Source organism: Bacteroides galacturonicus (assembly GCF_003096855.1).
Lineage (GTDB): Bacteria > Bacillota > Clostridia > Lachnospirales > Lachnospiraceae > Lachnospira > Lachnospira rogosae.
In genome coordinates this window covers 92,826-117,563 of record NZ_QEOA01000006.1, presented here as the reverse complement: position 1 = coordinate 117,563, position 24,738 = coordinate 92,826, and the positions used below count along the sequence as shown (strand labels likewise).

Below are 24,738 nucleotides of genomic sequence, written 5' to 3'. Positions count from 1 at the left end.
ATTGTCTGTTAATGATAAGTTATCAGACGATGAGAGTATAAAGAACTAGGAATGGAGAAGCCGAATGGATAATTACAACAACGGTAATAATTACGGTGGTGGTAATAATAACAACAGGAATAATGGTGGCGGCAATAATAACAATAATAAAAAGCCTAAGAACACCAGTCTTATTGTCTTTATTATAATTGCTGCGGTTATTACATTTATTGGAATAACAATGCTTAACAATCTCGTAAAGAATGCTACTTATAAGGAGATAACTTATAATGAGTTCATAGAGATGGTTAATAATGATGAAGTAAAGAGCGTTGCACTTGAACAGGATAGAATTCTTATTACACCAGTTGACAGTGCAGGGGATACTCCGGAAGCGAACAAGTTAGGCTACACATACTATACAGGATATGTTAATGATGACACACTTGTTCCATTACTCAAGAGAAAAGGTATTGAATTCTCAGGTTATATACCAGATTCTAATTCATCAATAGTAGAATTTCTGGTTGCATATGTATTACCATTCTTATTCATATATGTAATATTTGCCTTTGTATATAGAAGAATATCCAAAGGCGGCGGTATGATGGGCGGCATGGGTGTCGGCAAGAATAACGCTAAGGTATATGTACAGAAGAAGACAGGTGTTACATTTAAAGATGTAGCAGGACAGGATGAGGCGAAGGAGTCGCTTACAGAGATAGTGGATTTTCTTCATAATCCAGATAAGTATTCAAAGATTGGTGCCAAGCTTCCAAAGGGTGCTCTTTTAGTAGGTCCTCCGGGAACTGGTAAGACACTTCTTGCAAAGGCAGTAGCTGGTGAGGCTAATGTACCATTCTTCTCACTTGCAGGTTCAGATTTTGTTGAGATGTTCGTAGGTGTTGGTGCTTCACGAGTAAGAGACCTTTTTAAAGAAGCTACCAAGCAGGCACCTTGTATCATATTCATAGATGAGATTGATGCTATTGGTAAGAGCCGTGATTCAAGATATGGCGGCGGTAATGACGAAAGAGAACAGACACTTAACCAGTTATTAGCAGAGATGGATGGTTTCGATTCATCAAAGGGTATATTTATACTTGCGGCTACTAACAGACCAGAAGTTCTTGATAAGGCGTTACTTAGACCAGGCCGTCTTGACAGAAGAGTTATAGTTGACAAGCCAGACCTTAAGGGACGTATTGAAACACTTAAAGTACATTCTAAAGATGTGCTTATGGACGATACAGTTAATTTTGAAGAAATCGGACTTGCAACAAGTGGTGCAGTAGGTTCAGATCTTGCCAATATGATTAATGAAGCTGCTATCGCTGCAGTTAAGGCAGGAAGAAAGTATGTATCACAGAAAGATTTATTTGAGGCAGTTGAAGTTGTCATAGCTGGTAAAGAGAAGAAAGACCGGGTGCTCAGCAAGGAAGAGAAGCAGACAGTTGCTTACCACGAGGTAGGACACGCACTTGTTACAGCTTTAAAGAAAGACTCAGAGCCAGTACAGAAGATTACTATTGTACCAAGAACTATGGGTTCATTAGGTTATGTAATGCAGGTTCCAGAAGAAGAAAAGTACTTACAGAACAAAGATGAGCTTATGGCAAGACTTGTAACTTTAGTTGCTGGACGTGCGGCAGAGGAGATTGTCTTTGGCAAAGTTACAACAGGGGCTGCTAACGATATAGAAAAGGCTACCAAGATAGCCAAGGCTATGATTACACAGTATGGTATGTCAGACAGATTCGGACTTATGAATCTGGCAACAGTTGATGACCCTTACCTTAATGGTAATGCAAGACTTGACTGTTCTGATGAAACAGCTGCACAGATTGATGAAGAAGTCAAGAATATGTTAAAGGAATGTTATGAGGAAGCTAAGCAGCTTCTTATAGAGAACAGAGATGTCCTTGACAAGATTGCCCATTATCTTTATGATCACGAAACAATTACAGGTAAGGAATTTATGAAGATATTCCGCGAGGTCAAAGGTATTCCAGAACCAGTTGACACAACAGGTTTTACACATTCTGAAAAGGTTGCCGAGAGTGTAACATTCAATGAAGATGGAAGTTATTCATCTACACTTAGCGGACCTGCAGAAAGTGATATATGGAAGGGAATAGGAGATGCATCTTCTGATACAGCTTCATCCGGAGCAGATAATAAAGATACTGCGAAGAGCACTATTAACGAAGAAAATCCAGATATATTTAATAACAGCAATAATGAGTAACATACAATTATAATAGAATAATAAAGCATATAAGCTGATGTATATAAGCAGCAGGAAGATATTGGAAATTCATAATATCTTCCTGCTGTTTTTAATATTAATATATAGTATAAGCTACGGAACAATTTATTTTATATAAATAAATTAAAAATTTTAAAATATATAAACATAGACTTATAGTTCATCAGGCTATATAATTAAATACATAAAAGTTATGTAAGATTAGTAGAGTATATGATTAAAAACATTGATAAATATATAAAAGGATATATACAGACATCAGGCAGAAATACTTAAGAGTGTATTTATTAAAGAGTGGGGGAAAAATGAAAAGTAATAATATAATTAGTTATTTAAAATTAGTTATATGTATATTGTCTGCCATAGTATCAGCAGGGCTTATGGCGTGCAGTAATATACATAATAACGGCTCTAAGAGTTCAAGTAATGATTTAAAGCCTCTTATAATAGGCAGTGATAATTATGTGCCTTACAGTTATCTTGACAGTGATGGCAACTTTACAGGAATTGATGTTGAGATAGCAAGAGAGGCTTGCAGGCGTATGGGTTATACGCCAGTATTCAAGCAGATTGTATGGGATAACAAAGACATATATCTTAAAGAGGGAGCGGTAGACTGCCTGTGGGGCTGTTTTACAATGACCGGCAGGGAGGATAAGTACAACTGGGCTGGTCCATATATGTACAGCCGTCAGATAGTAGTTGTCAATAAAGACAGCGGGATAGAAAACCTTGATGATCTTAACGGCAAAAGAGTGGCGGTGCAGGTAACTTCCAAGCCGGAGTACATACTATCCAATACGAATACGCCGCAGGTTGGTGTGCTGTACAGTATGTCAACGATGGAAGAATTATATGCTAGTATGAGAAAAGGTTATGTTGATGCCATAGCAGGTCACGAAAATGCTATGAAAGTATTTGTACAGTCCAATGAGGAACATTTTGGTGTGCTTCGGGAAGAATTAAGCGTGTCAGAGCTGGGAATTGCATTTTCATTTGATAATGACAGTGGAATTGATAAGAAGCTTACCGGGGTGCTTAACGAAATGAGGGCTGATGGCACAATACAGAGCATAGCAGAGAAATATGGGGTTGACGTTAGTATGGCAGTATGGGGGAACTAATGGAAGATAAGAGTAGAATATGGGGCATATCAGATGTTAAAGCATTTTTGATTTCAATAATTACAGGATTTATACTGTTGACAATAGTAGCTGTTATATTTACCGAAATAAGCAATGAAACGGTTAATAAGACAGCAGACAGGGTGCTGGATTTTGTGCAGACAAGAGTTAATACATATGAATACTTTATACAGAATGATAAAGTGAAAAGCTTGTACAGGCTTTCTGATAAGACACAGGAATTAGTAAGGTGTATGCAGTATGAAGATGATATTGATACATTTTTAGATGAATATATGTATAACCAGAGACTTGACGGAATAGTTGTTCTTGACGGAGAGGGTGAATGTGAATATTGCAGGGGAATGGAATATACGGATATTGATTCAGTTATAGACGACAGTAATGTAAAAGATGTCATTGAACACCCACAGAAGGTATATATAACAAGAGTTAATGCCAGGTCAGGGAGCATAACATATACCGAAAGCCAGAATGAGGAGTTTTCCGATATTGCTGTAGCGGCAAGAAAAGATACAAAAGGTGCAGTTATTACATATGTGAAGAAGGAAAGCTATGATAATAGTGGAGATATAAGCATTGACAGGCTCATATCAGGTTTTGAGTTTGATATGGATGGGATTGTATATATATCAGATGAGGACAAGGTGCTTAATTCCAATGACGAGGAGCTTCAGGGGCTTGATATGAAGGCACTGAGGCAAAGATATGATGGAGCTTGGGAAGAAAATGATAATGGTATTATAGCTGTACCATACAAAAATGATTATTACTATGGCAAGAGAAAGCAGATAGAGAATTATACAATATATGCGTTCTTTGCGGATAAGCAGGTATATTCTTTAAGAAACAGGGCGGTTGCTGCTGCATTATTTGTTTATATTGCGGTAATAGGTGTTGTCATGTTTGTAAGACAGCTTGTTATTGCCAAGGACGAAAGCAAAATGCAGCTACAGGAAATGGAATATAAAAGACAGCTTCTACAGGCGGCAGAGCAGGAGAAACGTGCCAATATTGCAAAGACAGATTTTCTAAGGCGAATGAGCCACGATATAAGAACACCTATTAATGGAATAAGAGGAATGGTCGATATATGCAGGTTCAATCTTGGCAACAGGGAAAAGGAAGAAGAATGTCTTGATAAGATTATGTCAGCCTCAGGCTTTTTATTAGATCTTGTAAATGATGTTCTTGATATGAATAAGCTTGAGTCGGGGGAGATTGCCATTAAAGAAGAACCATTTGAGCTTACGAAGATTATTAATGAGGTCAGCAGTGTTATTGAGACACAGGCAGATGAACAGTGTATCGATTATTCAGTTGACAGAGGTAGTATAGAATATGACAATCTGATAGGTAGTTCGCTTCATTTAAGGCAGATATTACAGAATATATTATCCAATGCGATTAAATATAATGTGCAGAATGGCTCTGTAAGATTTTCTTATAGTGAAAATGCAGCTGATGACGATATAGTTAAGGTTACTTTCATATGTAAAGACACCGGAATAGGAATGAGCGAAGAATTCCAGCAGATAGCTTTTGAGCCATTTGCACAGGAGAGCAGCAATGCAAGAACAGCTTATAAAGGAACCGGGCTTGGACTTGCAATAACCAAGAGGTTTATTGAGATAATGGGTGGAGAAATTGAATTTATTAGCAGACAGAATGTTGGAACAGAGTTTACAATAATATTACCATTCAAAATTAACCGTAACGTGACTGAAGCTAAGAATAGTAAATATGATGCACAGATGTCAATTGAAGGGCTTAAAGTGCTGGTTGCAGAAGACAACGAGATGAATATGGAGATTGTAAGCTTTATTCTTGATAATGCGGGTGCAAGGACTGTTGGAGTAAGCGATGGCAGGGAAGCACTGGATACATATATGAATTCAGATGCTAATGAGTATGATGTTATACTCCTTGATATAATGATGCCGGTTATGGACGGCTTGGAAACCGCAGAGAAGATAAGAAAGTCAGGAAGAGAAGATGCGGGTACTGTAATAATTATAGCGATGAGTGCCAACGCATTCTATGATGATATAGAACGGAGCATTAAAGCTGGTATGAATACACATATAGCAAAGCCGATAGATGCTGATGAATTAGTTAATATAATTGCCAGACAAGCAGGCAGATAATAGATGTGACACTAAGAGAATGATAATAATTAAATATATGCGTATAACATCCGTGTAAATAATTAGCAGTAATAAATATATATTATTTTGTAATATAGACGATTATTGGTAAATGTTTACACGGATTTTATGCAATGTATCACAAAAAATACATCAAAACCTAAAAATTTCAGTAATTGGTACCTGAGAACTATAAAAATCAGTAGTACATTTTCGTCAAAAGTTGTAATCTTATAAAAAATAGGCAATTAGTTTTGTGTAAAAGTTACAAAACATTGTATTGTTAAGAAAGGGAGAGTATGGACTATGAAATCAAGACGTAGAAGAGAATGGTTTCGCAGAAGTTCGGCTATGTTTATGGCGTTAGCTTTAATCATATCTGGACTTTCATTGCCGGAGGGCTTGTTTAGCATTACAGCCAAAGCGGCAGAAAAAGCCAGTGCAGAGTGGACAGTAAGTTCTACAATGTACGCAGATGGCGATAATGATAATTCAGTTACGGAATTGAACGGCAAATCAGGTAAGCTGGTTAATTCTAATAATGATGAATTATTAATAAATGCAAATTCAGGTAAAATGGCTAATAGAAGCCTGAAAGCAGGCAGTACTAATAAGGATTTTCAGGTTAATGCAGGAACAGTAATGACTTTTCCTGTGATTAATAATGCGAAAAGTTGTACAGTAACATTGCAGGCAAGTAGTGGAATAACTGTAGATGATATTGAATGTACAGGAATGAATGATGTTAAAGTGACATCAGGTGGAAGTAAAAGCTATGTAATTACTGGAATGGTAGATAAAAATGCAACAACAGTATCTGTTAAGTTAAAAGCACAGAAATATCTTTATATGATAAAGGTTGACTCATCAACAAGTTATGCGACAACATCTGCTTCATTCGCAGATGGTGGGGATACTAAAGCTGAATGGGGATATTCAGAAACAGTTTTATCAAGTAAAGGTTCTAATACAATAATTCAAAGTGATACAGGAACTTATACTAATGGTGATAAAGATGTATTATATGTTGATGCATCATCAGGTAAGTTTTATCCAACGACAGGTGATAGAATTCAGGTTAATACTGGTACTAAGATAGTTATACCGGCAGCGGGAGATAAGGCTGTTATTAAACTTACTGTCAATAAGAACGTAGGTACAGATAAGGACAGCATATTAGGAAATACACTTAATATAACAGGAAGTGACAAGGTCTTAAGAAAGATGGAATGTATTTCCTGTGTTGAAAATTCTGACAAAAATTATGTTGATGTGGAATTTGAATGTTATCTTACAGGAGATGAAGGAGAGCTTACATTAGATGTTAAAACTAATACATACATTAGAAATCTTTCAATCGAATGTGTAGAACTTAATAAGAAAGTAATAAATGGAACTATTACATCTAAATCAGATATTCCATCTGATATGCAGGTTGTAGCGACTAATAATACAACTGGACTTACATATACATCAGATATAACAGTTGCAGAGAATGGCAAGAGCGGTACATATTCAATTGAAGTACCAGCAGAAGATGAAGTTATGGAATATGAGATATCACTGAGCAATCCGGCATACCAGATTAAGAGTGGTATTTATAAACATAGTGTAAGTACAGAGACTGCTGCCAGGATTACAGCAGATTTAACTGTCATTAGCCTTGATACCTGCACAGTAACAGGTAAGATTAATGGCATTACTGAGGGTTATTATACAGAAGGCCTTGAACTTGTATTTACAACAACTGAGGAAACAGACTATGTTCCAGAAGTAACTATTGATACAGATACTTGGAAATATACAGCTAAGTTTGAAAAAGGTGTTTCATATAGTGTAGCCGTAAAGGGTGCTAATGACTATGAAGTAACTTCTGTATCAGATGGAATTAAATATTCAGAAGATGCAGAATTAGATATAACTGTAGGACTTAAGCCAACATATGCCGTTACAGTAAGTCTTCCGGAAGAACCTGATTTAACAGGCAAGAATGTAAAATACATATATATGAATAATGATGATGGATATGAATATGTATTTACAGATAAGGATGCTATTAAGTTAAGAGAGGGTTCATATACACTTACACTTGGTGGTGATTTCCTTGCACTTCCATACAAGGTAAAGTCAGGTAACACAGTTACAGTAAAGGGTGCTGAAGCATCACATAAGCTTATATTTGAGCAGGTTACAAGCTGGTCTTTTGTTAAGAGTGATGATGGTGATTATTATGATGATAATATTATGGGAACAACAGGCTACTACAATGGTTTAGCTATTGATGCTACAAAAGGTAAGTTAGTTCCTAATGGACCAAGCCCTAATTCAGCACAGTTTACTACAGGAGCTAAGATAACAATACCTGTAAGTGGAAAGTGTACTATATCAGTAAAATCATATGCACCAGCAAGTACATATGCACTTTACACAATAGCGGGTGAGCCGGCATCAAAAGATGATGTGACAACAGTATATAATTATGAAGATGAGAGCGAAGGAACAGTTGAAATTGTATCAACAGGTTCAGCTTACATAGTTTCAATATCTATAGTATATGCAGCTAAGGATGTTGAATATAATGAACAGCCAGCTATGCCTAAGACATATGATTATGGTACAGCTTCTAATCTTGTTGTACAGCCTACAGGACAGAAACTTGTTCTTACACAGACAGGTGGTACATTAAATACAACTACAAACACTGATAAGTCAACTAATATCAATAATACAGTAAGCTTCTTTGGATTTGATGAGACTACAGATGCCAACAAGCTTACAGCAGATATAACAATTACAGAGTGTGGTTCAAGCAATACTAATGGTATATTCTTTGGTGCATTTAACAAGAATTATATAGACACCGTAGGAATACGTAATTCTAATGCACTTAAGATGGTTTACTCAAAGAAGCCATCAGATCTTGCAGGTGCTTCAAGTAAAGTGGATACAACTATTCCAGCAGGAACTGTTGTGACATTTACAGTTGAAAAGACAGACGATGCTCTTGTTATCACAGCAACACCTAAGGGTGGAGAGACTAAGACAGCTACATATTCTTATAGTGCAAGTGATAATCTCTTATTTAATGCAGATAAGAAAAATACAGCAGTATCATATGGATTTGTATTAGCAGGTGTTAAGGCAACTATCCAGAATATGAAGTATATAGCACAGGACGGAACAGTTCTTTACGACCAGAATAAATGCTACAATGCAGTAGGTACAGCACCAGTTGTTAAGGAAGTTACAGCTAAAGCAGCTTATACAAGAGATTACATCACAGTAAGCTGGACAGATGAAGTACCAGCCGAAGGCGATGGTTTATATGTGCTTGAAGTATCAAGAGATAACGGAAAGAGCTGGGAAAAGGTTGCATCAGACATTACTGAGCCAACATATAAGTATTCAATTAAGGATGCCGGAGATTATAAGTTCAGAGTGGCTGGTAAGTTAGGTATTAATGGTGAGATTAATGATTATGTTGAATCAGATGCAATAACAGTAATAGCAGCACTGGATTCACCAAAGGCAAGCATAGCTTCAAGTGCAGATACAGTTGATCTTGTATGGGATGCAGTAGATAAGGCTGACCAATATGAGGTATATCGTTATTCATACGATGAGACAGCAGAGAATGCTTCAAAGATAGCAACAGTTACAGAATGTGCTTATAAAGATAAAGATGTAACAGCAGAGATGCCATATTACTATTATATAATAGCTTATTCACACGTTAATGGAAAAGTAGATAACTACAGTAACCCATCAGATACTTTATGGACTGTTCCAACAGCAGGACATACAGGTAAATATGTATATGAAGATGATGCTGTTAAGTATACAATAACTAAGAAGTCATATGACACTGTATACAATGGAAAGATTACAATTGAAGGTGTAGTTGAAGAAAATGTAACAGCAACGCTTTATGTTAATGGCAGTGAAGCAGCAAAGACAGATGTTAAAGAAAAAGAAAGCTTTGCATTTAAAGACATTGCTATTGAAGAAGGAAGAAATGATGTTGAATTAATATTCACAGATAAGAAAGGTAACAAGACTAGAGAAACATTTAATTATGTATATCTTACTAATTACAACAAGGTTGTAGATAGTGCATACACAGGAACTGATGGTGAGGAGGTTAATGGAATACCAACTTATAAGACAGTTCAGGCGGCAGTAGATTCAGTTGCTTCTGATAACACGAGACGTGTAATTATTCTTGTTAAAGAAGGTGATTATGAAGAACATCTTGTTGTTAAATCTCCTTATATAACACTTATAGGTGAGGATAGCGAGAAGACAAGAATATATTATGATGTTAAGGAATTAGCTGGTGGAGATATGTCTTTAAGATGTGCTGTAAGAATAGATAAGACAGCAACAGGCTTTTCGGCAGAGAACCTTACAATCGAGAATACTTATAATTATCTTGGTGATGGTACTAAGTCAAATGAATCAGCAGATGCTTTAAGAAATGATGCCAATGAAACATCATATATCAACTTAAGAATACTTGGTTATCAGGATACACTTTGTGCTAATGGTGGCACCCAGTATTATTACAAGTGCTATATAGCTGGTAATGTGGATTTCATATATGGTAATGAGCCTAGAGCATTATTTAATGATTGCAAGCTTGTATTCCGTTACAATGCTAATAAGAATTCAGGCTATGTATCAGCTCCTAAGGCATCAGCCTCTGCAACATATGGTCTTACATTCTTTAACTGTCAGGTTCTCTCAGAAGAGGGATGCTCAGGAAGTAAGTATTATCTTGCAAGACCTTGGGGAGCAGATGCTTATATTACTTGGATTAACTGCTATATGGGTAAGATATTAAAGCCGAATGCTTCTAATCCATATACAGATATGAGTGGTAATTTGGCTGCTAATGCAAGATTTTTCGAATATGGAAGCTATGGTCCTGCATTTGCAATTAACAGTAACAGAAGACAGATATCTGCTACGAAAGCCAATGAAATGACTTCAACATCATATCTTGGCTGGGATCCATATACAATAGTAGGTACAATAAGGTATACAGGTACTGTTAAGACAGACAGCATAGACAGATATGTAGAAAAAGAATATGTATCAGATACTTATTCACAGACAGAAGGTGATGATACAGGACTTGCACAGTATGCACAGGAAGGTTATGCACAGAGTGCTAATGTAACAGGTGGTGGATTATTAAAGGAAACATCAGATAACTATTACACAGCCGGCACAGCAGAAGAATTCCTTAATGCAATACAGAGTGTAAAGAAGAGTGGTAAGGCATCAGTGATCGAGCTTACAGCAGATATTGCGCTTGGTGATAAGGAAGTTAATAACTTTGACAGCTACAGCTCATTTATAACAGCACATAAGCTTGAGCCACTTACACACCCAACACTTTTAAAGACAGGTGTATCAATGCTTAAGCTTGCAGATATGAGTAATCTTACAATCTACTCTAAGAATGGAGCTAAGATTACACATACATGTATAGATATAACAGGCTCTAATAATATCATCATAAGAAATATTGAATTTGATGAGATATGGGAGTGGGACGATTATACAGAAGGTGCTTATGATCGTAATGACTGGGATTATATGACAATAGAAAAGGGAAGCTCTGATATATGGGTTGACCACTGTACTTTCTATAAGTCATATGATGGAGTTATTGATGTTAAGACACCAGTTAATGACAGTAATATAACAATATCATGGTGTGAATTCCTTCCAGCAAGTGAAGATAATGTATTCTTTGATGAAATGATGAATGCTATGAAGGCTAATCCAGATAACTACCCATATTATAAGCATTTGCTTGAAGAGGGTATGACAGATCAGCAGATATACAATTATGCTTATGGTCAGAAAAAGACTCATTTATTAGGACAGTCTGATGATGATTCATCAGCTAAGAATATTAAACTTACACTTGCTAATAACTACTATAAGAATTCGATGGATAGAATGCCAAGACTTCGTTATGGTACAGCACATGTATACAATTGTATTATGGATGCACAGGATTTAAGAGAAATGCGTCTTGATATAGAAAAGACAAATCCGGAATTAGCTAAGAAAATTGTAAGTAATGGTGCATCATCTAACTGTGGAGCTCATATGTTACTTGAGAACTGCTATATGTCAGGTATAACTAATGCACTTATAAGTGGTAACGGAAGCAGTCCAGCAGGTTATATTAATGCATTTAATACAATCTATATGCTTGACGGAGTCCAGCAGGAATTAAAGGTAGCTCTTAATACTGATAAAGAAGGTGAAGTAGCATTAGTTCAGGATAAAGATGAATTCAAGAAAGACCTTCCTTATACTGGCTACACATTATATGCAGCTTCAGAACTTGATACTAAAGTTAAACCATATACAGGTGCAGGAAAGCTTACACTTACAACATTACAGTGGGAGAAGACTTCTTACAATGAAGCTAAGCAAGAACATACAGAACATGTATGGAATGATGGTGAAGTACAGAAAGAAGCAACTTGTACAGAAGAAGGTTCAAAGTTATATACTTGTATAGTATGTGGAGATACTAAGACAGAAGTAATTCCAGCGGCAGGACATAATTATAGTACAGAATGGACTATCGATAAGGAAGCTACTACTACAGAAGAAGGAAGCAAGTCACATCATTGTACAGTATGTGGTGACAAGGCAGACATTACAGTTATTCCTAAGCTTGAGAATACACAGCCGGGCGACAACGATAATAAGCCAGGTGACAACGATAATAAGCCGGGCGACAACGATAATAAGCCGGGCGACAACGATAATAAGCCAGGCGACAACGATAATAAGCCGGGTGATAACAACAAGCCGGGTTCAGATAACTCTGATGTTAAGACAGATATTAAAGTTTCAGTATTGGTAGATGAAAGAGTACCGGAAACAGGACTTGTAGATTCAACAGAAGACATTATTAAAGCTATCCTTACAGAAGATGAAGCTAAACAGGCAGAAGATGGTGTAAAGGTTGATATTGCACTTACTGTAAAGGATAAGAGTTCTAATCTTACAGAAGATGAGAAGAAACTTATTAATAGTAACATTAAGGACAATCAGGCTGCTGGATGCATACTTGATATCCAGTTACAGAAGATTATAGGTTCGCAGAAGTCTGATGTATATGAACTTAACAGTGCAATTAATATTAAGGTTAAGTTAAATGCAGACCTTATTAATAAAGATTCTTCAAAGACAAGAAAGTATAGTGTAATAAGAATTCACAATGGGGTATCAGATATTCTTAGTGCCGCATTTGATGAAGCAACAGGAGAACTTACATTTGCAACTGATAGATTCTCAACATATATTGTAGTCTATGAGGATGTTGCTAATTCTAATACAGAGGATAAGAGCAATGTATCAGGAAATGGCAGTGCGGCAGATAATAATGATGTGGCAGAAGACAGTGCTGCAACAGCTGATACTCTCTCAGTTACAAGAACAATAATTCTTCTTGCAGTTCTTATGATTAGTGCAGGTGTTATATGTCTTACATTATATAGAAGAAAAGAAAATGCTTAGAATTATATACTTAATAATATAAGCTGATAATATAAGTTAATAGTATAGGCGAATAGTATAAGTAAATAATATAAGCAGATAATAAAATGGCAGTCACATAAAGTGGTACAGCATACTTTCTGGTATATCCAGCGGAGGAGTGTAATCACGGTGGCTGCCTTTTTATGTAATAGGAAATTCTATAATTATAAAAAAATTGTAAAAATAAGTTGAATTATGTAGAAAATAAGATTATATTAATATAAGGCAATTTTCGATATGAAGTTTGCAGGAAAACGGCGCAAGCCTGCCGAAGGAGTAACACTCTCAGGTGCCAGTATCTGCTGGCGCAACTGTAAATGGATCGACTCTCTGGAGAGTTCTGGATAAACACAGAGGCCGAAGGTGCAACATATAGTTCTTTATAAGCAGTTAATAATGGATTACAAGACAATATTATGACTTCTTATAAAGAGGGTATATGAATCTCTCAGGCAAAAGGACAGAGAAGGCATAAAGTATAATATAACTTGTTATATGATAAGTTGTATATTCTAAAATGTTATTTCTGCTTTTATATTTATTCAGGCAATATTGTCTATAATTCCAATGCATTAAGTAAAAGTCTGCATATTAGCAAAGTATTTAGTAATGTACGGCATTTGCGGTGTTGGGACAGTATAGGCTTGTACTATGCTGTAGTTTAGATATGAAAGGTAGAAAGTACAATGTGGAATTCAATTAATCAGATTCTTACGAACATTGATAATTTCGTCTGGGGTGTGCCGCTTATGGTAATTATCCTTTTTGGCGGAATATTATTGACAGTTCGTCTTGGTTTATTACAGCTCAGAAAGCTCCCTTTAGCATTAAAATGGATGGTTAAAAATGAAGAAGAGGCCGAAGGCGAAATTACAAGTTTTGCCGCATTATGTACAGCTTTAAGTGCAACTATTGGTACTGGTAATATCGTTGGTGTTGCAACAGCAGTCTGTGCAGGTGGTCCGGGTGCATTATTCTGGATGGTTATAACAGCATTTTTCGGAATGGCAACTAAGTATTCAGAAGGTCTTCTTGCTGTTAAATACAGAGTTATAGGAGAAGACGGACACAGTCTTGGCGGACCATTTTATTATATAGAGCAGGGAATGGGCAAGAACTGGAAATGGCTTGCTAAGTTATTTGCATTTTTTGGTGTATGTGTTGGACTTTTTGGTATTGGTACATTTAGTCAGGTAAATGGTATTTCAAGTGCCGTTAATGGTTTTTTCGATGCGAATAATGAGCATTGTGTCAATATTCCATTTCTTGGCGAGTACTCATGGTCAGTAGTAATCGCTTCACTTATTCTTGCAGTCTGTGTTGCACTTGTGCTTATAGGTGGTGTTAAGAGAATCGCAAGCGTAAGTCAGGTTGTAGTGCCATTTATGGCAATTATATATGTATTATTTGTTGCGGTTTTAGTAATAGCTAATATTACTAGAGTTCCTGCGGCATTTAAGGTTATAGTTCAGGCAGCATTTTCTCCTAGGGCAATCACTGGCGGAGCAGTCGGAAGTATGCTTGTTGCTATGCAGAAAGGTGTTGCAAGAGGCATTTTCTCTAATGAGGCTGGTCTTGGTAGTGCACCTATAGCAGCGGCAGCGGCACAGACTAACGAACCTGTAAGACAGGGACTTGTAAGTATGACAGGTACATTTATTGATACAATTGTAATATGTACTCTTACAGGGCTTTCAATTGTAATAACAGGTGCATGGCAGGTTGAAGGCCTTGAGGGTGTAGCAGTTACTACATATGCGTTCCAGAATGGACTTCCATTCCCGGCACAGGTGTCTTCTTTTGTGCTTATGCTCTGTCTTGTATTCTTTGCATTTACAACAATTCTTGGCTGGGACTATTACAGCGAAAGATGTCTTGAATATCTTAGCGGTGGTAATATGAAGCACGTTAAAATATACCGCTGGATATACATATTAGCAGTATTTATTGGACCTTATATGACAGTAAGTGCGGTATGGACAATCGCTGATATATTTAACGGACTTATGGCACTTCCTAATATGATTGCGTTATTCGTATTGAGCGGAGTTGTAGTTAAGGAAACTAAGAGCTTCTTTGAAAGACATAATAATGAAAAGCTTTAATTTATAAATATTATAGATATCCAAGAGTTCTTTAAAATAAAGCATTGAGCGGAAAAACTATAAAATAATGGCAATATCTTCTGTCCTTAAGTGGCGCGGAGGTATTGCCATTATTTGGTATATTAATCCGGTGTATTGACAAAAAATGATATGTTCATATATACTTATCAAAGTTAGCCGTGATTAACTAAAGTTAGTCACAACAAGACAATAAGAAAGGACATCGAAACATTAATGAAGAATATCATTAAATCCCCAATTAAACTTTTATGGCTTATGATAGGAATTGTGTCAATGGTACTCGGTGCAATAGGTGTCGTACTTCCAGTATTGCCAACAACGCCATTTTTATTATTAGCATCTTTCTGCTTTGCCAAAGGCTCTGACAGATTTCATATGTGGTTTATTGGAACAAAGCTTTACAAAAAACATCTTGAAAGCTTCGTTACCAGCCGTTCAATGACATTAAAGACTAAGTTGTGCATACTTCTGCCAGCATCAGCAATGCTTATATTGGCAATGCTTGCAATGTCTAATATATATGGGCGTGTATTTATTGTATTTTTGATAATATTCAAGTACATATATTTCTTTACAAGAATTGAAACAGTTAAGGCGTAAGCTTATGCCTGTTAGTTAATTATAGGCTTGGAAAATGTTTTCACGAGTTCTACAAGCATATCAACAGTTTTGTCCATACCTTCGATGGTTATGTGTTCGTAAGGACCGTGGTAGGCGTGTCCGCCAGTGCCAAGGTTAGGGCAGGGAAGTCCCATATAACTTAACATACAGCCGTCAGTGCCACCTCTTATTGGAAGTATAAGGGGTGGTATATTAGTATTCTTGCAGGCTTTCACAGCATTTTCTATAAGAAACATACATTTTTTGATAATCTCAGCCATATTGCGGTACTGGTCAGTGATAGTGAGCTGTACAGTTCCAGCACCCCATTTTTCATTCATAATCTTTTCAATGTGGCACAGTGTGGCTTTCTTTGCTTCAAATAATGAAGCATCGTGGTCACGGATTATATAATTAAGGTGTGCTTCTGCAACATCACCAGACATACTTATAAGATGATAGAAGCCTTCGTAATTCTCCGTTTCCCTTGGTATCTCCATAGCCGGCAGGCAATTATTAATTTCCATAGCTACTAAGGAAGCGTTAATCATAGTATCCTTAGATGAGCCGGGGTGGACATTAAAACCTTTCACAACATATTCAGCTTTGGCGGCATTGAAATTCTCGTACTGTATCTCACCCTCAGTATCGCCATCAACAGTGTATGCGTAATCAGCTCCGAAGCGTTCAACGTCAAAATGTTCAGTACCCATACCAATCTCTTCATCAGGCGTAAATGCTACGCAGATTGCAGGGTGTTCAATATTATTAGCAGTGATATATTCAATCATAGTAAGAATTTCAGCAATTCCAGCCTTATCATCTGCACCAAGAATAGTTGTTCCATCAGAAGTTATAAGAGTTCTGCCCTTTAAAGAAGCAAGATGTGGAAAAGTATCAGGACTTAATATAAGTCCGCTGTTACCAAGCACTAAGTCCCCACCATCATAATCAGGAGTCACAACAGGATTGATATCACCATTGCAATAATCAGACACAGTATCCATATGGGCAATAAAACCAATTGAAGGAAGCTTCTCAAGCCCCTTAGTTGCAGGCAGTCTGCCATAAAGATAACAATGTTTATCAAGCTTAACATCACTAAGTCCAAGCTCAGTCATCTCGTCTTTAAGAAGCCCAGCCAGCTTAAACTGACACTCAGAAGAAGGTGACTTTCCACTCTCTTCATCACTAGGAGTTCTGACAACAACATACTTTAATAATCTTTCATAAGCTTTCATAACAAATCCTCATTTCTGTATATATTATAATATTCCCCGTCCTCATAAAATTAAAACCATAACCTGATATAATTCCCTCATATAATATAACACAACCCACAAAATTATGTTAAAATAAATCAGAGGTTAATAGACTAATAGATTAGGAGAAATACTATGAACAACATTAAAAAACTTTCCACTGCTGGTGTCCTATGTGCAGTCGCAGTAGCTGGAAGCCTGATTTCATTTCCTGTATTTGGAAGTAAATGTGCACCAGTACAACATATGGTTAATATATTCTGTGCCGTCCTTTTAGGACCCGGATACGGCGTAATGGCGGCATTTGTTGCCTCACTTATAAGAAATCTGCTTGGAATGGGAAGCCTTATGGCATTTCCGGGAAGTATGTTCGGTGCATTGATATGCGGTATTGTATACAAAAAGACCCATAATATTATTGCAACAATGATAGGAGAAGTAGCAGGAACATCAATACTTGGTGGTTTATGTGCATATCCGGTTGCAATATTCCTTATGGGAAAAAGTGCCGCAGGAATAGCATTTTATGCGTATATAATTCCATTTTTTATATCAACTGCCATGGGTGCGGTCATATCTGGAATAATAGTATTCAGCATAAAAAAGGCAGGCTTGTTAGTTAAGATTCAGGACAATCTTGCAGGATAGACAATTCAATATGCAAAATCGATAGGCATATATAGGAGAATACAAGCTATTGTAAGCAATGATAAAAGACGTTGTAATATTCAATACAGTGATAATCATATATGGAAAAAGACAAGCTTTCTGTATAGAAAAGAGGATTTTAGTGAATGTTTGAAAATATAATAAAAAATGTGCATAACAGACATCCGCTTATCCACTGCATAACGAACTATGTGAGCATTAATGATTGTGCCAATATAGTGCTTGCATGCGGTGGTGCACCTATAATGGCGGAGGATATTAATGAGGTGAGCCAGATAACATCAATATGCCAGGGACTTGATATTAATATCGGGATGCTTAATGATAATAAATTATCATCAATGCTTAAAGCAGGTGCTACAGCCAATGAACTTGGAATACCAGTAATACTTGACCCTGTTGGTGCTGGTTCATCAGATTACAGAATTAAAGCTGTCCAAAATCTTATGTCCAATGTACAGTTTGGTGTTATAAGAGGAAATGTATCCGAGATAAAAGCGATAGCCGCAAAGCAGGGAATTCATAATATAGCAGCTGGAGTATATGAAACTATGCAGAAAAATAAGTCTGCTATGGGTGTTGAGGCGGGGATTGCCGATAAAATTACAGATGATAATATAAAAGAAATGGCAGATTTTATTAATAAGCTGTCCCAAAAGACAGGTGCTGTGATTGCGGTTACAGGCGGAATTGATATGGTTGCTGATGAGAACCGCGTATATGCAATAAGGAATGGTCATAAGATGATGAGCCTTGTTACCGGTGCCGGTTGTCAGCTGTCAGCTCTTACATCAGCATATGTAGCAGCGGATAAAGAGCATATATTAGAAAGTGTATGTGCAGCTGTTAGCGTAATGGGAATAAGCGGAGAGCTTGCATACCGCAGAATGGCAGAAGTGGATGGCAATGCAAGCTACAGGAATTATATAATTGATGCTGTATACAATATGACAGACAAAACTTTGAAAGAATTGGGAAGAATAGAGCGTATATAGTGTGTAAAAATATGAAATATATACAAGATATGTGAAAACATGGTGTATATAAATGATACAGATATATATCGTGACAATGCATAGGTATATAATATTTGATAGCAGAGGAATAATATATGAGCAGTTATTTTTATTTTACAAGACACGGACAGACTATATGGAATGTAGAGAATAAAATATGTGGTGCGACAGACATTGCACTTACAGAGCTTGGACATAAGCAGGCAATAGAATTAGGTGAGTGTATCAAAATGGGAAATATACATATTGATGAGATATTATATTCTCCACTTATAAGAGCGGCTGACACAGCAAAGCATATATCAGAAACCGCTGGCATACCGTGCAGAATGGAAATACGGTTAAAGGAGCAGAATTTTGGCAGATACGAGTCTACACCAAGAGATGGCAGGGAATTTGCTGCGGCTAAGATGAACTTTGTTGATGATTTTGACGGTGGAGAGACAATGCTTCATCTGAGTCAGAGGATATATAATCTTATAGATGATATAAGAAATGACAATTCTGATAAAATATATCTTCTAGTTGCGCATAATGGTATTTCGAGGATTGTCGAGTCATATTTCAGAAATATGAGCAATGATGAGTTTTCAGGCTTTGGAATTAAGAACTGTGAACTTAAAAAGTATGAATTTAAAGATAAAAATGCTTAGAAAATGCGTAGAAGGTGTGTGTAAAGGAGTAACAATATATGGATTATAAGCTTCTTATTGATACAGCGGCTCTTGCGGGTATGATTATGTTAGAAAATGGAGCAGAGATATACAGGGTTGAGGAAACAATCGATTATATGCTTAAAACGTCAGGTTTAAAGACTACACAGGCATTTGTTGTATCAACGGGATTTATGATTTCTTTAGATGATCCGTCAATAGATGCACTGACAGTTGTCAGGAGAGTGGACAGAGGGGCAACCAACCTTAATATGATAGCTCAGGTCAATGACATATCAAGAAAGTTTTATAAAGGAATAATATCATTAGAGGAGGCATTTTCGCAGTTAAAGCATTTAAAGAAGAATCAGTATCCGTGGTGGTTAAAGGATATATGCACAGTATTCGTGGGGCTTTTCTTTACGGGAATGTACGGCGGCAATGGCGTGGATATGCTGTTTACAGGGATAGTTGGCGTATTCTTGTCTATATGGTTACATGCCGCTGGCAGTATGAAGCTTAATTCACTTATAAAAGACCTGACAGCTTCTATTGTATTATCAGTTGTGGCAAGGGTACTCATTCATCTTAATCCCCTTGCCCATCTTGATTTAATAATAATAGGTTCGATAATGGTACTTGTTCCCGGGGCTGCAATAACCAACGCAATAAGAGATACTCTCCACGGCGACTACGCCTCTGGCAATGCCAATATCCTCCAAGCCTTCACCGAAGCCGCCCTAATAGCCCTGGGCGTCTACATAGGCCTGGTAATAATATCCTAAAAACGAGCCGCCGGTCCTTAGCCGGCAGCCCAAGCTGGCGGCTGAGTACCGCTGCGAGCGGCACTCAGCGCAAGCGTGTCGCCGTTGTACTTGCTGGGAGCTGGCAATCCAGCCACAACGTAAATAATATCACCCACACATCAAGGAAAAGATAAAATTCAGGAGGCCATCCATATGCTACTTCAATGCCTATTCGCTTTCGGTGCAATCATAACATTTTCAGTAATAATAGAAGCCCCAAGAAAATGCCTGCTAGTTAACGGCATACTAGGTCTTGCAGGCTGGGCAATCTATTTGTATACAGAACAGTTCACATCAGTTCTTATGGCAACCTTTATGTCAGGACTTGTGCTTGCAATAATCTCCCACATACTGGCAAGACTTTTAAAGACACCGGTTACAACAACACTTATACCGGCGATATTAACAATAGTTCCTGGAGCTGGAATGTACCAGACAGTATATTACCTGTTCACATCAGATACACAGCAGGCATTATCAAGCCTTGTTGGAACAATTGGTGCGGCAGGGGCAATTGCGATAGCCATATTTATTGTTGATGCATTAGTTGCCGTAGTTAAACGTATTGTATTATAAAGGAGAAATGGTATGACATTACAACAGCTGTCTTATCTTATAAAAGTTGCTGAGTGCGGCAATATAACAGAGGCTGCGGAACAATTATATATATCACAGCCAAGTCTTAGCACGGCAATAAGCAATCTTGAAAAAGAGATGGGTGTTACAGCTTTTATAAGAACGAAAAAGGGCGTTATAGTAACACACGAGGGTGAAGAACTATTGTCGTTTGCAAGAATGTTATTAGAGCAGGCGGATATTATGAAAGAGCATTTCGGGGTTGTTAATAAAAGAGATCCGAAGTTCTCAGTATCATGCCAGCATTATTCATTTGCCGTTAATGCTTTCGTTGATGTTGTTAATCAATTTGATGCAGATAAATACAGTTTTATATTAAGGGAAACACAGACAGGCGAGATTATAGATGATGTTGCTTATGGCAAAAGTGAACTTGGAATACTATATCTGTCAGATAATAATGAGGAAGTAATAAGCAAGCTTCTTAAGAAAAATGACCTTGTATACGAACAGCTTATTGAAGCAAAGCCGCATGTATTTATATGCAAGAAGCACCCGCTTGCAGATATGGATTTTGTGACGATTGAAGATTTAAAACCGTATCCATATCTTGTATTTGAGCAGGGTGAGAGAAATTCATTTTATTTCTCAGAAGAATTCTTAAGCGTGCTTGATTTCCCTAAGAATATACAGGTGCGTGACAGGGCTACTTTATTTAATCTTGCAATAGGACTTAATGGATTTACCGTAAGTTCGGGGATTATTGATGAGAAGCTCAATGGCTCAGATATCATTGCCAAGCCATTAAAATCCGATTGCATTATGAGGATAGGACTTGTCAGAAAGAAGAATATAATGCTTAGCAGATACGCAGAATTCTATATAAAAGCATTGAAAAATAACTTATCCATAGTTTAAAACTATGATAAGCGTAATAAATTAAGTATTTTATTAAAAATTCATATAATGATAATATGACCTCAGGTTGTTCAGTATATTAGTCGAACAGCCTGAGGTTAATTAATTTGGAGGATATATATGCAGACATCGGTTATTGGGTTTCCAAGAATTGGAACTTTAAGAGAATTAAAATTTGCAAGTGAAAAGTATTTCAGAGGTGAGATTAGTTCACAGGAATTATTAGATACAGCTAAGAATTTAAGAAAGATACATTGGACTATACAGAAGAATGAAGGAATAGATTTCATTCCAAGTAATGATTTCTCATTTTATGACACATTGCTTGATACAGCAGCTGCACTTGGAATTGTTCCAAGAAGATATAAGGAGCTTAATTTATCAGGTCTTGATACATATTTTGCAATGGCAAGAGGCTATCAGGGAGAGTCTGGTGATGTTAAGGCACTGGCAATGAAGAAATGGTTTAATACTAATTACCATTATATTGTACCAGAGGTTGAAGATGATACAGTTATTAAGCTTTCAGCAGACAAACTCCTTAATGAATACAAAGAAGCTAAGGAACTGGGCATTACAACAAAGCCGGTAATCGCTGGTCCTTATACAGTTCTTAAGTTATGCAGATTTACAGAGAACAAGGGCATTGATGATTTTTTAGATGATTTTATTGCAGCTTACAAGGAGCTTATAGCTTTATGTAACGATAATAACATAAGCTGGTTACAGCTTGATGAGCCTGCACTTGTATATGATTTAAGTGATGCTGACAAGGCTTTATTTAATAAGATATATGATGAACTTCTTAAGGAAAGGGGCAACTGCAATATACTTCTTCAGACATATTTCGGAGATGTAAGGGATATATATGAGGACATTATTAATAAGCCATTTGCAGGTGTTGGACTTGATTTTAATGAGGGAAGAAAGACATTTGAATTAGTAGAAAAATATGGTTTTCCAGCTGGTAAGCTTTTATTTGCTGGTGTTGTAAATGGAAAGAATATATGGAAGAACAACTATAAGAAGACATTAGATTTAATAAGCAGCATTAAAAATGCCTGTGATAATAATATAAATGTTGTTATATCAACTTCCTGCTCATTATTACACGTTCCATATACATTAAAGCACGAGGATAAATTAGCTGACAGCTATAAAATACATTTCTCATTCGCAGAAGAAAAGCTTACAGAGCTTGCTGAGTTAGGTGTTCTTGCTGATAAGAAACAGGATAAGGTTAAGAGTGAAAATGCCTATATTGATAACCAGAAGGTATTTGAGGAAGAAAGAAACTGCCATAACGCAGAGGTTAAGGAAAGACTTGCTAATATTAAGGAAGAAGATTATGTACGTCTTCCATTAAGAAGTGAAAGACAAAAGCTTCAGAAGGAGAAACTTGGTCTTCCGGAATTTCCAACTACAACTATTGGTTCATTTCCTCAGACTAAGGAGATTAAGGCAGAGAGAGCGGCTTACAGAAAGAATGAAATATCAGAAGAAGAGTATACACAGTATATTAAGAAGCAGATTGCTGATTGCGTAAAATGGCAGGAGGAGATTGGTCTTGATGTGCTTGTACACGGTGAATATGAAAGAAATGATATGGTTGAGTATTTCGGCGAGGCACTTGAGGGATATTTATTCACACAGAAGGCGTGGGTTCAGTCTTATGGTACAAGATGTGTTAAGCCACCTGTAATATGGGGTGATGTATACAGAAAGAAGCCAATGACAGTTGACTGGTCAGTGTATGCACAGTCATTAACTAATAAGCCGATGAAGGGTATGCTTACAGGACCTGTAACTATATTAAACTGGTCTTTCCCAAGAGAAGATATAACTATAAAAGAGTCAATATTGCAGATTGCACTTGCAATAAGAGATGAAGTTCTAGACTTAGAGGCGGCAGGAATTAAGGTAATACAGATTGATGAGGCAGCATTAAGAGAGAAGCTTCCACTTAGAAAGTCAGACTGGTATAATGAATATCTTGATTTTGCAATTCCTGCTTTCAGGCTTACACACAGCGGAGTAAAGAATGATACACAGATACATACACATATGTGCTATTCAGAATTCACAGATATAATTCCAGCAATAGACGATATGGATGCTGATGTTATCACATTTGAAGCTTCACGTTCAGACCTTTTAATATTAGATTCTTTAAGAGAGAATAATTTTGAGACAGAAGTAGGACCGGGAGTATATGACATACATTCTCCAAGAGTTCCATCAGTTGATGAAATTGTTAATGCGTTAAATATAATGCTTACTAAAATCAGCAGGGACAAACTCTGGGTTAATCCAGACTGCGGCTTAAAGACACGAGGTGTAAAGGAAACAGATGCCAGCTTAAGAAATATGGTTGAGGCGGCTAAGATAATAAGAAACAGATAAATAAGTTATAGGCAGAGCCTGTTCCTCTTGAAAGATTATACTTAAGTCCACAGTGCAGATTTGCATCTTGTGAAATAGGTAATAAGCTTACAGAGGAACAACAGTGGGCAAAGCTTAAGCTTGTAAAAGAAATCGCAGAAGAAGTATGGGGATAATCCAATCTATCTTACAGAGATTTCTTCATTACAGTAAAGACAGCGGTATTTGCCTGATGGATACAGCTTGAAAATGTGTTCACAGCCCGTTTCGATACTTGTAATACAGCGTGGATTTTTACATTTTATAACATTGGTTAAGATTTTAGGTGGAAGAGGATGATATTTTTTATCAACTTTTCCATCTTTAATTATAATCAGAGTTATCTGTTTATTAATGTAACCAAGAATATCTAATCTTTCAGGAAGCTTGGTTCCTTCTATCTTGATTAAATCTTTACAGCCGTACTTTTCGCTTTTTACATATTGAAGGAGTGCAACAGAATGTGACTGTGCATCAAGGTTTAAAAGGCGGTATATATCTAACCCCTGTCCAGCAGGGATATGGTCGATTACTACACCATTTTGCAAAGAATCTATATTTAACATTATAATCTCC

The 24,738-nt window shown here is 36.7% G+C and carries 15 protein-coding genes and 2 riboswitches; of the genes, 13 read left to right on the top strand and 2 right to left on the bottom strand.

Annotated features, from left to right (window positions below; genetic code table 11):
* Nucleotides 1-64: 64 nt before the first annotated feature.
* The 6 genes from ftsH to C7390_RS09190 all read left to right on the top strand — a co-directional run bounded on the left by ftsH (nt 65) and on the right by C7390_RS09190 (nt 15,841).
* Nucleotides 65-2,227 carry an ATP-dependent zinc metalloprotease FtsH gene (gene ftsH, locus C7390_RS09215; protein WP_082437072.1) on the top strand — a complete coding sequence of 721 codons (2,163 nt, stop codon included), beginning with the start codon at nt 65-67 and terminating at the stop codon, nt 2,225-2,227.
* A 326-nt stretch (nt 2,228-2,553) separates the two neighbouring features.
* Entirely contained in the window at nt 2,554-3,372 is an 819-nt protein-coding gene (locus C7390_RS09210) for a substrate-binding periplasmic protein (RefSeq protein ID WP_116444064.1), read from the top strand.
* On the top strand, nt 3,372-5,540 hold the full coding sequence (locus C7390_RS09205; protein WP_055306236.1) for a hybrid sensor histidine kinase/response regulator: 2,169 nt from the start codon (nt 3,372-3,374) through the stop codon (nt 5,538-5,540). Before C7390_RS09210 ends, C7390_RS09205 begins: the two co-directional genes overlap by 1 nt.
* A gap of 306 nt (nt 5,541-5,846) precedes the next feature.
* A complete protein-coding gene (locus C7390_RS09200) occupies nt 5,847-13,094 on the top strand; it encodes a pectinesterase family protein (protein ID WP_116444062.1) in 7,248 nt (2,415 codons plus the stop codon).
* Between the two features lie 258 nt (nt 13,095-13,352).
* A riboswitch (glycine riboswitch) is annotated at nt 13,353-13,427 on the top strand.
* Between the two features lie 8 nt (nt 13,428-13,435).
* Nucleotides 13,436-13,589, top strand: a riboswitch (glycine riboswitch).
* Between the two features lie 212 nt (nt 13,590-13,801).
* On the top strand, nt 13,802-15,220 hold the full coding sequence (locus C7390_RS09195; RefSeq protein WP_116444061.1) for an alanine/glycine:cation symporter family protein: 1,419 nt from the start codon (nt 13,802-13,804) through the stop codon (nt 15,218-15,220).
* A 234-nt stretch (nt 15,221-15,454) separates the two neighbouring features.
* Nucleotides 15,455-15,841, top strand: coding sequence for a YbaN family protein (locus tag C7390_RS09190; RefSeq protein WP_207643370.1), 387 nt, complete (start codon nt 15,455-15,457; stop codon nt 15,839-15,841).
* A gap of 11 nt (nt 15,842-15,852) precedes the next feature.
* On the opposite strand, the gene pepT is transcribed toward C7390_RS09190, so the two are convergent.
* Nucleotides 15,853-17,082 (bottom strand): peptidase T, encoded by a 1,230-nt coding sequence (gene pepT / locus C7390_RS09185; RefSeq protein ID WP_055306233.1) that lies wholly within the window; start codon nt 17,080-17,082, stop codon nt 15,853-15,855.
* Nucleotides 17,083-17,238: 156 nt separating this feature from the next.
* On the opposite strand from pepT, the gene thiW reads away from it, so the two are divergent.
* The 7 genes from thiW (at nt 17,239) to metE (ending at nt 24,144) form a co-directional block, all read left to right on the top strand.
* A complete protein-coding gene (thiW, locus tag C7390_RS09180; protein WP_022501960.1) occupies nt 17,239-17,751 on the top strand; it encodes an energy coupling factor transporter S component ThiW in 513 nt (170 codons plus the stop codon).
* A 146-nt stretch (nt 17,752-17,897) separates the two neighbouring features.
* Nucleotides 17,898-18,767, top strand: a complete 870-nt coding sequence (thiM, locus tag C7390_RS09175; RefSeq protein ID WP_116444060.1) for a hydroxyethylthiazole kinase — start codon at nt 17,898-17,900, stop codon at nt 18,765-18,767.
* Between the two features lie 116 nt (nt 18,768-18,883).
* Nucleotides 18,884-19,441 carry a histidine phosphatase family protein gene (locus C7390_RS09170; RefSeq protein WP_022501958.1) on the top strand — a complete coding sequence of 186 codons (558 nt, stop codon included), beginning with the start codon at nt 18,884-18,886 and terminating at the stop codon, nt 19,439-19,441.
* 38 nt (nt 19,442-19,479) lie between these two features.
* Nucleotides 19,480-20,226 carry a threonine/serine exporter family protein gene (locus C7390_RS09165; protein WP_116444059.1) on the top strand — a complete coding sequence of 249 codons (747 nt, stop codon included), beginning with the start codon at nt 19,480-19,482 and terminating at the stop codon, nt 20,224-20,226.
* Nucleotides 20,227-20,400: 174 nt separating this feature from the next.
* Nucleotides 20,401-20,823 (top strand): threonine/serine exporter family protein, encoded by a 423-nt coding sequence (locus tag C7390_RS09160; protein WP_022501956.1) that lies wholly within the window; start codon nt 20,401-20,403, stop codon nt 20,821-20,823.
* Nucleotides 20,824-20,835: 12 nt separating this feature from the next.
* Nucleotides 20,836-21,741 carry a LysR family transcriptional regulator gene (locus C7390_RS09155; RefSeq protein ID WP_055306231.1) on the top strand — a complete coding sequence of 302 codons (906 nt, stop codon included), beginning with the start codon at nt 20,836-20,838 and terminating at the stop codon, nt 21,739-21,741.
* Nucleotides 21,742-21,861: 120 nt separating this feature from the next.
* Nucleotides 21,862-24,144, top strand: coding sequence for a 5-methyltetrahydropteroyltriglutamate--homocysteine S-methyltransferase (gene metE, locus C7390_RS09150; protein ID WP_116444058.1), 2,283 nt, complete (start codon nt 21,862-21,864; stop codon nt 24,142-24,144).
* 161 nt (nt 24,145-24,305) lie between these two features.
* On the opposite strand, the gene C7390_RS09140 is transcribed toward metE, so the two are convergent.
* Entirely contained in the window at nt 24,306-24,728 is a 423-nt protein-coding gene (locus C7390_RS09140) for an aspartate carbamoyltransferase regulatory subunit (RefSeq protein ID WP_055173995.1), read from the bottom strand.
* Nucleotides 24,729-24,738 lie beyond the last annotated feature (10 nt).